This is a genomic window from Streptomyces sp. NPDC060031 (assembly GCF_042736805.1).
Taxonomy (GTDB): domain Bacteria; phylum Actinomycetota; class Actinomycetes; order Streptomycetales; family Streptomycetaceae; genus Streptomyces.
Window position 1 is genome coordinate 70,596 of record NZ_JBHWVM010000003.1, and the last position, 12,895, is coordinate 83,490.

At 72.8% G+C, this 12,895-nt stretch carries 12 protein-coding genes and 2 pseudogenes; 8 read left to right on the forward strand and 6 right to left on the reverse strand.

Annotation, left to right across the window (positions count from 1 at the left end; genetic code table 11):
• Positions 1–26: 26 nt before the first annotated feature.
• A complete protein-coding gene (locus ACFWB8_RS02020) occupies positions 27–671 on the reverse strand; it encodes a PE-PGRS family protein (protein ID WP_385221079.1) in 645 nt (214 codons plus the stop codon).
• Positions 672–922: 251 nt separating this feature from the next.
• Between ACFWB8_RS02020 and ACFWB8_RS02025 the strand changes: the two genes are divergently transcribed.
• From ACFWB8_RS02025 to ACFWB8_RS02040, 4 genes and pseudogenes are all read left to right on the forward strand, one after another.
• A complete protein-coding gene (locus ACFWB8_RS02025; protein WP_385221083.1) occupies positions 923–1,348 on the forward strand; it encodes a glycosyl hydrolase in 426 nt (141 codons plus the stop codon).
• A gap of 206 nt (positions 1,349–1,554) precedes the next feature.
• Positions 1,555–1,922 (forward strand): annotated as a pseudogene (locus tag ACFWB8_RS02030) (hypothetical protein).
• A gap of 110 nt (positions 1,923–2,032) precedes the next feature.
• Positions 2,033–2,740 (forward strand): hypothetical protein, encoded by a 708-nt coding sequence (locus ACFWB8_RS02035; RefSeq protein ID WP_385221086.1) that lies wholly within the window; start codon positions 2,033–2,035, stop codon positions 2,738–2,740.
• Positions 2,741–2,890 (forward strand): hypothetical protein, encoded by a 150-nt coding sequence (locus ACFWB8_RS02040; RefSeq protein WP_385221089.1) that lies wholly within the window; start codon positions 2,741–2,743, stop codon positions 2,888–2,890. It abuts the gene before it with no gap.
• A 94-nt stretch (positions 2,891–2,984) separates the two neighbouring features.
• Here the strand turns inward: ACFWB8_RS02040 and ACFWB8_RS02045 are convergent, their stop codons facing one another.
• From ACFWB8_RS02045 to ACFWB8_RS02055, 3 genes and pseudogenes are all read right to left on the reverse strand, one after another.
• Complete coding sequence (locus tag ACFWB8_RS02045) at positions 2,985–3,755, reverse strand: delta-60 repeat domain-containing protein (protein WP_385221091.1); 771 nt, start codon at positions 3,753–3,755, stop codon at positions 2,985–2,987.
• Between the two features lie 45 nt (positions 3,756–3,800).
• Positions 3,801–4,658 (reverse strand): ABC transporter permease subunit, encoded by an 858-nt coding sequence (locus tag ACFWB8_RS02050; RefSeq protein WP_385221094.1) that lies wholly within the window; start codon positions 4,656–4,658, stop codon positions 3,801–3,803.
• Positions 4,655–5,575, reverse strand: a pseudogene (locus ACFWB8_RS02055) (ABC transporter ATP-binding protein). Before ACFWB8_RS02055 ends, ACFWB8_RS02050 begins: the two are co-directional and overlap by 4 nt.
• Positions 5,576–5,785: 210 nt before the next feature.
• Between ACFWB8_RS02055 and ACFWB8_RS02060 the strand changes: the two are divergent.
• Positions 5,786–7,003: a sensor histidine kinase gene (locus ACFWB8_RS02060; protein ID WP_385221097.1), complete on the forward strand. Its 1,218-nt coding sequence runs from the start codon at positions 5,786–5,788 to the stop codon at positions 7,001–7,003.
• On the forward strand, positions 7,000–7,683 hold the full coding sequence (locus tag ACFWB8_RS02065; protein ID WP_385221100.1) for a response regulator: 684 nt from the start codon (positions 7,000–7,002) through the stop codon (positions 7,681–7,683). The genes ACFWB8_RS02060 and ACFWB8_RS02065 overlap by 4 nt, the downstream gene beginning before the upstream one ends.
• Here the strand turns inward: ACFWB8_RS02065 and ACFWB8_RS02070 are convergent.
• A complete protein-coding gene (locus tag ACFWB8_RS02070; protein ID WP_385221297.1) occupies positions 7,664–8,572 on the reverse strand; it encodes an aminoglycoside phosphotransferase family protein in 909 nt (302 codons plus the stop codon). The genes ACFWB8_RS02065 and ACFWB8_RS02070 overlap by 20 nt on opposite strands.
• Before the next feature lie 186 nt (positions 8,573–8,758).
• On the opposite strand from ACFWB8_RS02070, the gene ACFWB8_RS02075 reads away from it, so the two are divergent.
• Both ACFWB8_RS02075 and ACFWB8_RS02080 read left to right on the forward strand, forming a co-directional pair.
• Positions 8,759–10,369: a N,N-dimethylformamidase beta subunit family domain-containing protein gene (locus ACFWB8_RS02075; protein WP_385221103.1), complete on the forward strand. Its 1,611-nt coding sequence runs from the start codon at positions 8,759–8,761 to the stop codon at positions 10,367–10,369.
• Between the two features lie 70 nt (positions 10,370–10,439).
• Complete coding sequence (locus ACFWB8_RS02080) at positions 10,440–11,771, forward strand: LCP family protein (protein ID WP_385221106.1); 1,332 nt, start codon at positions 10,440–10,442, stop codon at positions 11,769–11,771.
• A 20-nt stretch (positions 11,772–11,791) separates the two neighbouring features.
• On the opposite strand, the gene ACFWB8_RS02085 is transcribed toward ACFWB8_RS02080, so the two are convergent.
• The gene (locus tag ACFWB8_RS02085; RefSeq protein WP_385221109.1) at positions 11,792–12,781 is read right to left on the reverse strand and encodes an Acg family FMN-binding oxidoreductase; all 990 of its coding nucleotides are present in this window, start codon (positions 12,779–12,781) and stop codon (positions 11,792–11,794) included.
• Positions 12,782–12,895 lie beyond the last annotated feature (114 nt).

The window sequence follows — 12,895 nt, forward strand, 5'->3', positions numbered from 1 at the left end:
GCCGGGCCCCACCGGACGGGCGCTCCTCATGAGGGCCGCCCGTCCACGGCGTCTCCCAACTGCACCGGGGCCCACTTGGCGGTGGCTCCCTCCGGGGCCCCCACACACAGGTAGAGCCGGCACGCCCCGTCGGCATCGCTCAGGGTGATGAGCTGCCCGAGCCGGCCCGCCCCGGGCAGCCGCGGGGCGGCGTCCCCGAACCGGGTGTCGGCCGGATGGGGGGCGAGCTCGATCTGCGCGGCCTCCACGGAAGAGAAGCGGCCGCCCACCTCCGCAAAAGAGCTGCAGGCGATCCCGGCGTCGGTCTCGCTCTGCGCCCGGATGCCGTTGCCGTCCTTGCTCATCCCGATCACCCCGACACCGGTGGCCCGCGCCTCCCCGAGGACCCCTTCGCCGAAGAGGGTCTCGCCGCGCACCCCGGTCGCCTCGCTCCGGCCGCGCACCCCGCATTCGGAACCGCGCCCGGCCACGCCGACCGCACCGAAGCCGGCCACTCCGGTGGAGTTCTCGGAATTGTCCGCGATGCCGAGCACGCCCGCGCGTGCCTCCCGTTCCTTGTCCACGTCACGCGGGGCCGGGCGGGCGTACCCGGCGACCCCGCTCACGCCCAGACCGACCACCCCGGCGGCGTCCTCGGAGGTCATTTCGGCGATCGCGTCGGTGTCTGTCATGGCGAGGTCTCTTTCCCTGGTCACCCGTGGTCCCTCCCGGTTCCCGGGAAGGTGCCCCACCCACGCTACGAGCGGGCTCGCACCCCGCACACCGGAGCTGCTCCAACAGGCCGAGCCGTAGCCCGCCCAGCCCCGGCCGGAGGTGAGGGCCGGCTGGTAGCGTCCGGACCGTTCGCTCCACCCTCCGTGTGTTTCTCGAAGGTGCTCTGTGCACATACGCCGTAGGACAACCGCTCTCGCCGCCGCCCTGGGTGCATGCATCCTGGCGATCACGCCGGGACTCGAAATCCCCGCGGCGGCGCACTCGGTCGTCCCCGCCGGGGCAGTACCCGGCGATCGTCGCCTGCGACTACGCCGACGGCTGGGTGAACGGCAAGGGCTCGACCACGGTCAGCACCTACTGCAACGGCTACCTCAAGGAAGCCTGGAGCAAGGGGAGCCTGCCCTCGGTGAGCGTGCACGCACCGAATCCCGGCGGCGGCTCGATGAACGTTCCGCTCGCCGACTTCTCCGACCTCACCAACCCCGCCACCCCTGCCGGCAAGGCCTGGCACTCGACCCTGGACAAGGTCGCCGCCGGGCTGTACGACGGCGCGGGCTTCTATCCCGGGTCCTCGTACGTGGACGTCGTCGGACTGGACTGCTACATCTCGGACCCGATGGCAGCCCAGGGTTAAGACGAACTGGTCCGGCTGGGCCAGCCGTTCGCGTTCACCGAGATCGGCCCGCCCAACGCCCCCGGCAAGGACTACCGGACCCCGGCTTCGACTACGCGAAGTGGACGGAGGCCCTGCACACCCGCTTCCCGGAGACCACCTGCTTCCTGACGTGGGACAGCCCGTGGAGCCCGGACCGCAACGGCAACCTGCACGGCAGCGGGCTCATGAACGACCCGTGGGTGGTCAACCGCGGGGGGATCGACCCGACCCGGCGCACGGAGCGGTCGGGTGTGGAGCTCGCCGGTTTCGAGCCCGGCGCCCAGGGCTGGGCTTCCGGCAACACGACCGAGGGCCCCTGGACGGTCGGCGAATGGGCCGCTCGCGGGGCCAAGTCCCTCAAGGCCGACATCGGCCTGGGCGGGGGCCGCGAACCGCTCCTGAAGTACGCCACCCGGAGGGCGCGACGCTCACGCTGGATCTGTCCAAGGTCGCCGAGCTGCACGATGTGCGGAAGATCGGGGTCGACTTCGTCCCGGCCGCCGGCGCCACCGGCACCAGCGCCGTCTACGTCGACGACCTCACCGTGGAGTAGCCCACGTGCACGGCTCGTCCGAGGTGGCCGGAGGAGGGATCCGTCGGGCTTCGGTGTGTCGGTCAGCGTGGTGCGGTGTGCTGTCCTTCCGGTGGCGGACAGTGGTGACCGTGATCGATGTGGACGCGGTGACGTGGGAGTTGTACGGGTTGCTGCCGGCGGAGTTCACGGCTGCTCGTGAGGAGTCGGCCGCCCGGGCCCGTAAGGAGGGTGACGCGTCGGTGGTGAAGCGGATCACGGGCCTGCGGAAGCCGACGGTGGCGGCCTGGTCCTCGAACCTGCTGGTCAGGGCGGAGCCGTCCCAGGCCGAGGAGCTGCTGCGGCTGGGCGAGGCGTTGCGCACGGCGCACCGCACGCTGGCGGGGGAGGAACTGCGCGAGTTGTCGCACCGTCAGCACGGGGTGATCGCGGCGATGGCCCGCCAGGCCCGCCGCCTGGCCGGTGAGGCGGGCCACCCCGTGTCGGAGGCCGTCCAGCGGGAGGTGGAGCAGATCCTTCACACCGTGCTCGCGGACCCCGAGGCCGCCGCGGAGTGGGCCCGCGGCACGCTGTCCAAGGCCCCGCCCGCGCCGACCGGATTCACCGGCCTCGACATCGCCCCCGACGCCCACCCGCCCCACTCACCCCAGCCGCCCTCCGCCAATCACCCGGCGGCGCCCGAGGCCAAGCGGGCCCGGGCGGCGGCGGAAACGGCGGGTCGGGAAGCGGCGGAGGCGGAGGATCAGCTGCGTATGGCCGACGAGGAGCTCGCCCGGAGCCGGGAGCCGCTCGACGCGCTGGACGAGCAGATCACCGACCTGGAGCGCCGACTCGCGTGAGTGAAGGAGGAACGCCGCCGGGGACGCGCGGAGGCGGGGGCCGCGGAGCGCCGCCACCGTGAAGCCGGCCGGGTCGCGCGGGCGGCGCGCAAGGCCGCCGATGACGCGGCGCGGGCCGCTGCGCGCCTGGAGCCCGGCGCGGACGGCTGACCGCCACACTCGCTGCCGCCCCCGGCTTCGCCCCGCTGCTCCTTCGTACGGGTCACGACCTGCCGTCCTGCGGGGCGGCCGCCCGGCCACAGCACTAGCCGAAGGCGTCGGGCCTGCCGTCCGCCCGATAGCGGGCGACCGCGAAGCTGGTGCCACCCGCCCCGGCCCCGAGGTCGGCGGACCCCACCGCCACGATGCGGCCGCGCCGGTCCAGGGTCATCGCCTTGAACTGGTCCCGCCCGCCGGCGACATCACGGACCACCAGCCCTCCGGAGCCGAAGCTCGGGTCCAGCCGGCCGTCGGGCAGGTACCGGGCCAGTGCCAGATCGCGGCCCGAGCTGTCGGCGCCGGTGCCCGCGAACCCGGCCACGACGATCCGGCCGTTGCCCAGCACCTGCACCGCCTGCGCCTCATCGTCGCCCGCACCCGGCGCGAGCGCGGTGAACACCCGGCCACCGGTGCCGAAAGACGGGTCCAGGCGGCCGTCCGGCAGATACCGGGCCAGCGCGAAGTCTTCCCCGCCCGTCGCGGTGACGGCGTACCCCACGGCGACGATCTTGCCGTCCGGTTGCAGGGCGATCCGCCAGAGGTGCTCGTCATCGCCCCCGACCCCGGACATCTGCGTCAGCACCGTGCCCCGGTGACCGAAGGAGCGGTCCACCGCGCCGTCCGGGGTGAAGCGCTGGAGCCGCCACCGCCCTCCGCCGCCCGCCGGGCCCAGGTCGGACGAGCCTGACACCACGATCCGCCGCCGCCCGTCGACCACCAGCCCGTTCTGGAAGTCGGCGCCGTCCCCGGGCGCGGTCGCATAGGAACCCGGGGAGCGCGCCGCGGGGCGGGCGCTGTGTGTCGGGCGCGAACCCACCGGATGGCCCCGGCGGATCCGTTCGGGCGCGCCCTGGAGGTACGTTCACACGTCGCGGCGGCGCACGACGACCACTGCGAGGGCGATCGCGATCAGCGGCCAGAGTGCGTACGCGCACCACGAGCCGGAGACGGTGGCGTCGCGGACCGGACTACCGCCGGGGATTTCCCCCCAGCTCTGGACCAGGCGCTTCCAGGCGCCGACCACCATCATGTGGTGGACATCGGCGGACCACTGCTTGGACTGCGAGAAGAGCGTCGGCAGCATCAGCAGGGTGAAGAGAGTGGCGACGATGGCGGCCGCGGTGTGCCTGATGAGCACACCGAGCCCCAGGCCGACCAGTGCGCAGACCGGGGCCACCAGCGCGGACGCCACCATGGCGCGGGCCACACCGGGGTGGGTGAGCGGGACCCCGGCGTGCCGCTCGCTGAGGATGGCCTGGGAGACGAGGAAGGCACCGGTGGAGATGATCGCGCCGACGACCGTCCAGACCGCCGCGACGACGCCTGCCTTGGCCAGCACGACAGGGTGGCGGGCGGGAACGGCCACGGTGGTGGTGCGGATCAGCCCGCTGCTGTACTCGCTGACGATCGTGACGGCCCCGATGCTGCCGGCGAGGAGCATCAGCGTCATGTAGCCGGCCGCCGGATAGGCGTCGAAGCACAGGAACTCGGGGGTCTGCAGGGCGTCCGGGCGGGATCGCCCGAGGTTGTTGAGGTCGGCCAGTGACGCCACCGCCGAGGATCCGATGACGAACAGTGCGGTGAAGGCGAGCGTCCACGGCGTGGAGCGCAGGGACCGCATTTTGATCCACTCGGAGGCGAGCAGGTCACGGAAGCGGGCCGGCGGCTCGGCGACGGGTGTGGCCGAGGGGGGCCGGGTGACGGAGGGGAGTGTGGTCATCGGTGCTGTCCTGCCGTGTATTCGACGCTGTCGGCGGTGAGTTCCATGAACGCGTCCTCCAGGGAGGCGGTCCGGGTGGTGAGCTCGTTCAGCAAGATCCCGTTCTCGAGGGCGAGTGCTCCGATCCGGTCCGCGGGCAGCCCGGTCACGGCGATCTTCTCGGCGCCCCCCGAGCCCTCCGGCTCGACCGACGCCCCTGCGGCGGTCAGTACCGCCGACAGCTCGGCGGCCTGCCGCGTTCCCACCACGACGCTGAGGCGGGTGCTGCGGGCCGCGAAGTCCCGTACCGACTCGGCGGCGATGAGCCGGCCCCGGCCGATGACGACGAGCTGGTCCGCGGTGTTCTCCATCTCCGACATCAGGTGGCTGGAGAGGAAGACGGTGCGCCCCTCGGCGGCCAGGCGCCTGAAGAGGTGGCGCATCCAGAGCACGCCCTCCGGGTCCATGCCGTTGACCGGCTCGTCGAACATCAGCACGGGCGGGTCGCCGAGCAGCGCGGTGGCGATCCCGAGCCGCTGCTTCATGCCGAGCGAGAATCCGCCGATGCGGCGGGTCGCGGCCTCGGCCAGCCCCACCTCCTGCAGTACTTCGTCCACCCGACGCCGCGAGATGCCGTTGCTGCGGGCGAGGGCCGACAGGTGGGCCACGGCGCTGCGTCCGCCGTGGACCTAGTTGGCGTCGAGGAGGGCGCCGACGTGCCGCAGTCCGCGCGGATGGCTGTGGAAGGGGACACCGCTGACGGTGGCGGCGCCGCCGGTGGGCGCCTCCAGGCCGAGGATCATCCGCAGGGTGGTGGTCTTGCCGGCTCCGTTGGGGCCCAGGAATCCGGTCACCTGGCCCGGTCGCACGGTGAAGGACAGATGGTCGACGGCGGTCTTGCCGCCGTAGCGCTTGGTGAGTTCGTTGACTTCGATCACAAGCGCAACCCTGCCGGGAGGCCCCCATTCCGGCATCGGGCCGTGGGCGGCAACCGGGCCGCCGGGTTGGCCCGTGGGCGTACGCCCACGGACCGATGCCGCGCCGGCAGCGGCTGGTTAGTCTCGCGGCATGGACACCACACCGCCCATCCCCTTGCCCGCGCGCCCCGTTGCGCAACGCGACCCCGCCCGCGAAGGGGCACACCGCCGATGACGAGAACGAAGGCCAAGGCCATGGCCTGCGGGGGAGGCGTCCTGTACCTCTTCGTGCCGGGTCTGCTGGTGGGGGGTGCGCCGCGGGCCTCGGGGACGGTCCACGCGATCGGGTCACTGCTGGCTGTGAGCCTGCTCGTGGGCGTGCTACGGCGGATGCCGCTACTGGCTCTGGCCATGACGCTCTTCGGGTCCACTGCCGTGGTGGTGGGCACTCCCAGCTCCGTCCACGAGAGCCTTTCGGTGTCGTATCAGGGCCAGTTCCTGTCGTATCTGGCGGTGGACCTCGTCCTGGGTTTCATCGTCGCCACCTGCACGCGGCGAGCGTCTCTCCTCGCCGCGGCCGCATCTTTCACCGTGCAGCTCTTGGTCATCGGTGGTTTCGCGCACGGGGACAATCTGACCGTCAACGTCGTGATCTCCCTCTTGGCGATGGCCGCGTCCGCCACGGTCGGACTGCTGAGCCGCGAGCGCCGCGAGCACGCGGTGGTGCTGCGCTCGCAGGAGGTGGCCGAGGCGGTGACCGCCGAACGGCTGCGGATCGCGCGGGAGTTGCACGACATGGTCGCGCACAGCATCGGCATCATCGCCATCCAGGCCGGGGCGGGGAGCCGGGTCATCCAGACACGGCCAGAGGCGGCCCGCGAGGCACTGCGAGCCATCGAGGCCACCAGCAGAGAGACCCTGTCGGGCCTTCGGCGCACCCTGGTGGCACTCCGTCAGGCCGATCTGGACGAGGCGGCCACGGGAGCCTCAGGGGCCTCAGGGGCTTCGGGGCAGGCACCCCTCGTGCCCTCGCCGGGTCTGGCGGACATCGAACGGCTCGCGGCAGCCACCGCCGACGCGGGGGTGCGCGTCGACGTGCGCCTCAGTGGTGAGCAACGCCCTCTGCCGGCCGAGATCGACCTTTCCGCCTACCGTATCGTGCAGGAGTCGCTGACCAACGTGGTCCGCCACGCGGGCACCGGGCGCTGTCGGGTGGCCATCGACTACGGGGACGAGGAGTTGTCGGTGGAGATCGTCGACGAGGGGCGCGGTGCCACCGGCAACGGATCGGCCCACGGCTTCGGCATCGTGGGCATGCGCGAGCGGGTCAGCCTGCTGCACGGCCACCTCAGCGCCGGACCGCGTCCCGAGGGCGGCGGCTTCCGGGTGACGGCGCGGCTGCCGCTGCCGCTTCCCGCACCCGTCGGAGTTCCGGTGGACGCCCGATGAGCGACGGTCCCGTACGTGTCGTGCTCGCCGACGACCAGCCGCTGGTGCGGTCCGGCCTGCGCATGATCATGGCCGAACACCCCGACCTGGAGGTCGTCGGTGAAGCCGGCACCGGGGCCGAGGCGGTCCAACTGGTCAGGGAGGTCAGCCCCGACGTCGTGGTGATGGACATCCGGATGCCCGGCATGGACGGGATCGAGGCCACCCGCCAGATCACCGCCGGTACGGAAACGACCCGGGTCCTCGTCCTGACCACCTTCGACGAGGACGACCACGTCTACGGCGCGCTCCGCGCCGGCGCGAGCGGCTTCGCGGTCAAGGACATGGCGCTGGACGACATCCTCGCGGCGATCCGGGTGGTCGCCGCCGGCGACGCACTGCTCGCGCCGGGGGTGACACGTCGTCTGATCGCGGACTTCGTCGAGCGCCCCGCAGGCCCCGGAGCTGCTCCGGGGCGGTCCCCACGGCCGGTCGAGGGCATCACCGAGCGGGAACGGGAAGTCCTGACCCTGATCGGGCGTGGCCAATCGAACACCGAGATCGCGGAGGAACTCTTCATCACGGTGGCCACCGCCAAGTCGCACGTCTCACGGCTGTTCGCCAAGCTGGGCGCCCGGGACCGGGTTCAACTCGTGATCACCGCCTATGAGATGGGGCTCGTCACCACCTTGTCCCGCTGAGCGAGCCCCTTCCCGTCCCGAGGACCTCGCGGATGACGTGCCGCGCGTTGGCGGAAATGATCGGATTGGTCGCCCGGTAGTACGGCAGTTGGATGACCGCCATGGACAACGCCCAGCCGCGGCTGCGGGCCCAGGTCGCGTCGTCGACGTCCACCGCCTCGCGGTACACCCGCCGCGCCGGGGCGGGCAGCAGGTTCCAGGCCGGGATGAGGTCGGTGGCCGGCTCGCCCATGCCCACGGTGCCGAAGTCGATGACTGCCGAGACGCGGTCCCCGGCGAGCAGCAGATTGCTCGGCATGAGGTCGGAGTGCGTCCAGCAGGCCGGGCCCGTCCACAGGGGCGCCGCGAGCGCTTCCTCCCAGGCCGCGGTGATCTCGTCGGCGTCGAAGGGTTCGTCGGTACGGCGCAACGCCTCGATCGCCGCCCGCATCTCCCGGTCTTCGGCGATCAGCGGCGCGCCCCGGTGCGCGGGCGGACCGCCGGGGAGATCGATCTTGCGGAAGGCTACCGCGAACTCCGCGAGGTCACGGGCCACGAGCTCGGGCTCGGCCAGGTCACCCTCGGACGGGTTGCGGCCTTCGATCCAACGGTGCACCGCCCAGGCGAAGTCGTACCCCTCGCCCGGGGCGCCGGTCGCCACTACCTCCGGGATCGGCAGCGGCAGCGACGGCGCCAGCCGGGGGAGCCGCCGTGCCTCCATCGCGATGGCCTCGGCGCCGCCGGGGCGCAGCGGCAGCCGGACGGTCAGGTCCTCGCCGAGCCGGTAGATGGCGTTGACCGTGCCTCCGGAGGCGAGCCGGGTGACCGGCAGGTCCGCCCACCGGGGGAACTGGGCGCGCAGCAGCCGCCGGACCAGTTCGGCGTCGGTCTCCGCTTCGTCCGCGTGCATCTTGGCCATGTGCCCCCCAGATCTCAGATTCCCGAAGGATCATCGCATCGCGGGCGCCCCGAAGGCGCAGACCTCGGGGCGCCGTCGTCTTCGTCCTGGTCGACACCCGGACCGACGGCCTGCGGGGGAGCCGGCTGTCGATGGGCTAGAACAGGGTTCAGACGATTCGGCTTGCGGGGTGATGTGGTGGAGCAGGCAGGAGTTGCGAGCGGCGCCGGGGAATCCGGGAAGGGGCCCGGGCGCAGAGCGATCCTGGGGCTCGCCGCCGCCGCGATCGCACCGTGGCCGGGCGGAACGGCGGCCGCCGTCGCCCGTGCCGGCTCCGGGCTGCAGGACGCCGTACGCGCCACGCCCCCGGGCGACGGGCTCGACGTGCGGGCGGAGAACGCACGGCCCGGCTCCCCTGACTGGCGGATCACCCGGCGCGGCCCGGCCCGGGCCGTCGAAGGATTCGCCGAGCGGGTCAGCACGCGCTCCGGCGAGTCGTTCGTGTTGCGGGTGTCGACGACGGCCGTGTCCTACACCGTCTCCGCGTACCGGATGGGCTGGTACGGCGGGGCCCGGGCCCGTCTGGTGTGGCGGTCGGCCCCCCTGCCGGGCGTCCTCCAGCCATCGGCCCGGCTCGACCCCGAGACGCGCATGGCGCACACCGCATGGCAGCCGACGGCGCAGGTGGACACCTCCGGCTGGCCGGAAGGCAGCTACCTCCTGCGCCTGGACACCCGGGACGGCCACGCCCAGCGGTACGTACCGGTCACCGTCCGGTCCTCCTCGGCCGTGGGGCGTACGGTCGTGGTCAACTCGGTGGCCACCTGGCAGGCCTACAACCGGTGGGGCGGCGCGGACCTCTACAGGGGTGCGACGGGCAAGAGCGGGTCGAGATCGCTGCGGGTCTCCTTCGACCGCCCCTACTCGGGCAGGCAGGGCGCCGGTCAGTTCCTCCCCTTCGAGGCGCCCCTGATCGCGCTGGCCGAGCGGATGGGTCTCCCGCTGGCCTACGCCACCGGGGTGGACGTGGCCCGCGATCCGGAGTTCCTGCGCGGGGCGGCCGCCGTGGTCTCCCTGGGCCACGACGAGTACTGGAGCCCCGAGCAACGCCGGCACGTGACCCGGGCGCGCGATACGGGGACGAACCTGGCCGTGCTCGGCGCCAACTGCTGCTACCGGCGCATCCGCTTCGAACCCTCCGCCGTCGGGCCGGACCGCATCGTCGTCTGCTACAAGGGGGACTACGCCAAAGACCCCGGGTTCCAGCGAGGGGCGCCGCCCACGAACGACTTCCGGCGGGCGCCCGCCCGCGAGCCCGAGAGCGCGCTGCTCGGCGTGATCTACGACGGCTATCCCGTCGACGCCCCGTACGTGGTCTCCCACCCCGATCACTGGCTCCTCGCGGGCACCGGGGCGAGGGCGGGCGATTCCTACCCCCACCTGGTGGGGGTCGAGTTCGACCGCGTCAACCCGGCCCATCCGACACCGCGGCCGGTCGAGGTCCTGGCGCACTCGCCGGTGGTCTGCAAGGGCCGTCACTCGTACGCGGACACCGCCTACCTGTCCCTGCCGAGCGGGGCCGCGGTCTTCGCGACGGGCACCATGCGCTGGGTCGAGGCCCTCGACGCGAGCGGACCCGGCGGGCGCAACGGCCGTCACGGTCTGGACGCACGGGCCGGGCACTTCACCCGTACGGTCACCGCCAACGTCCTGCGGGCGTTCGCGCAGGGGCCGGCCGGGCGCGACCGGCCCGCCCAGGACAATCTGGCCGCCCACTACGGAGACACGGCCGCGACTCCCGGCGCGTAGCACCGTCCCCCGCACCCCGCAGCAGTAATGTCCCAGTTTGTCAGTTATGGCACCATTTCGGGGATGTGTGTTGCGTCGACTCACCGTTGCTCTCACGCTGCTGGCAACCCTCGCCGGGGGCGCCGTCGCAGGCTCGCAGGCCATCTCCGCCGAGCGTGAGGCGCCAGGCGGCCGGGGTACGAACATCCTGGTCGTCGGCATCGACAGCCGCGCGGGCCTCTCGGCTGCCGAGAAGCTCCGCCTCCACGTGGGTGGCAAGGGGTGCAACTGCACCGACGTGATGATGCTCGTGCACCTCTCCGAGAACCAGCGGCGCGCGAGCGTCGTCTCCATCCCGCGCGACTCCTACGTCCAGTACGCCGACGCGGCTTCCCCACCCGCGGTCCCCGGCCCCGCCCGCTTCGGAAAGATCAACGGGGCGTTCGCGATCGGCGCCGGCCCTCTGAGCGTGCGGACCGTCGAGAAGGCCACCGGCCTGCACGTCGACCACTACCTGGAGACCGGATTCACCGGCTTCGAGCAGACGGTCAACAACCTCGGCGGCGCGACCGTGTGCACGGACAAGCCGCTGACGGACGACGGCTCCGGTCTCGACATCAACGCCGGTGTCCACCGCCTGGACGGAAACGGAGCGCTCCGCTACGCCCGCGCCCGGCACATCAACCGCCCCGGAGACCTCGGCCGCGTCCGCCGCCAGCAGCGGATGGTGAACGAACTGCTGGCCCGGCTCACCTCCGAGGGCGCCCTCTCCAGCCCGATCAGCGCGGCCCGCACTGCCCGCACCCTGCTGAAGTCCGTACGCACAGACGAGCGGACCGGACTGGGCGACCTGATCCGCATCGGATGGAGCCTCGGCCACCTCCGGCCCGACCGCATCGAGTTCGCCACCGTACCCATCCGGGTCTTCGACCACCGGGTGCCCCAAGTGGGCTCCACCCTGCTGTGGGACGAGGCCCGCTCCGCCGCACTGTGGGACGCCCTGGCCGCGGACCGCCCCCTCAAGGGCGACGCCCGCATCCAGCCCGTCCCCGAAACGCCGGCCGAGACCAACCCCGGGGGGATCGCGGTCCGCGTGGACGACGGCGCCGTCGCCGCCGCACTGCGCCGCAGCGGCTTCGACGTCACCGACACCTCGCGGTCCGCACCGCCCGCACGCCCCGTGGGTCCGCCGGTCATCACCCACGCACCCGGGCGGGAGGCGGACGCGGCCACCCTCGCGGCCGCGTTGCCCGGCGCGCGGCTCCGGGTCGTCGCGAACCACGACAAGTCCTTCGACGTCACCATCGGCACGCAACCCGCCCTGGTCAAGACCGTCACCTACGACCGCAACAGAGCCGAAGGCGCCCCCGTGACCGCTGACACCCTGCGCTGCCCCGGGGCCGGGGCCGGGGCCAACGGCTGAAGCACTGGTTCCACCTGTGGCTACCGGACCTCGAGCACGTCGGCCGCGGGGCGCCTGGGTGTGGCCGGGCCCTGCGGCCCGTAGCCGAGGCGCAGGACCATGTGGACGTGGCCCATCGTGGCGACCGGGTCGCGGACGGCCCAGCGCAGTTCGGGCCACTCGAGGGGCTGCGAGGTCATGGAGGCGACGAGCCCGTCCGACGTGGCCTGGAGCAGGACCCGTTGCAGCGCTTGGCCGGCTCGGAGCCAGTCCGCCGGGGTGTCGTCCCGGGTACCCAGCAGCGCGATGCGGGGGCGCTGTTCGAACACGGCCGACTCGCGCCCGGGAACGGGGCGCCAACTGCCGAAGTCGCGTACCGGCGCACGGGATCCCCTCTGGCGGGGCCCGAACGCGTAGGCGGGGATGCCCGCGTCGCGCGGCCCGTCGGCCGCCGTGTCGGTCTGCGTCCACCGGGCGGTTTCCTCCCGTGCGTCCGGGTCCTGGGCCTCACGGTGTTCGGAGTCGTGTACGAGGTCCAGTACGGCCTCGGTGTGCCAGGCGTCGGGCAGGACCAGCCGGGCCCCTTCGCGGAGGGCCGCCGCGTGCAAACCGTCCAGTACGGCGGGTGGGATCTCCTCGTCGGTGAAGGGGAAGCGGCTGGTGTGGCGGCGCCGCAGGGCGGGGTGGAGGGCCGCCAGGTCGCGGTCCGCGGCCGCGGTGTCGCGCAGCGTCACCTCCGCCAGGTACAACGGCCTGTCCCGCTCGGGCAGGAGCACGACGGCCGTCTCCAGGCCGTCCGCTGCCGCGGCCACCCGGAGGTTGAACAGGGCTGCGGCGCAGCCGAGGTGCAGGGCCCGCAGATCCGGGTCGGTGTGCGGCATGGCACGGTCGAAGTCGCCGTGCAGCTCGATCGTGCGGTCCTCGGGCCGCAGCACGAAGTGCCACGGCTGCGCGTTGTGCATGGAGGGTGCGGTGACGGCGTCCTCGATGAGGGCGCGGGCGGCGCTGGTGTCGAGGCGTGGTGCGGACACGGTCGGATCCTGTCTGTGCGGGCGCTTCAGTCCTGCGCTTGTTCTCGTTCCAGCGTCCACCTCCTGGGATGCGGCGCGCGAGGGTCCACATGGCCTCCTGGGGGACCGACCGGC

Coding starts and splice junctions, on each gene's coding strand:
- ACFWB8_RS02065 (WP_385221100.1), top strand. CDS start 7,000: ATGAGCGACGGTCCCGTACGTGTCGTGCTCGCCGACGACCAGCCGCTG.
- ACFWB8_RS02070 (WP_385221297.1), bottom strand. CDS start 8,572: ATGCACGCGGACGAAGCGGAGACCGACGCCGAACTGGTCCGGCGGCTG.
- ACFWB8_RS02060 (WP_385221097.1), top strand. CDS start 5,786: ATGACGAGAACGAAGGCCAAGGCCATGGCCTGCGGGGGAGGCGTCCTG.
- ACFWB8_RS02050 (WP_385221094.1), bottom strand. CDS start 4,658: ATGACCACACTCCCCTCCGTCACCCGGCCCCCCTCGGCCACACCCGTC.
- ACFWB8_RS02020 (WP_385221079.1), bottom strand. CDS start 671: ATGACAGACACCGACGCGATCGCCGAAATGACCTCCGAGGACGCCGCC.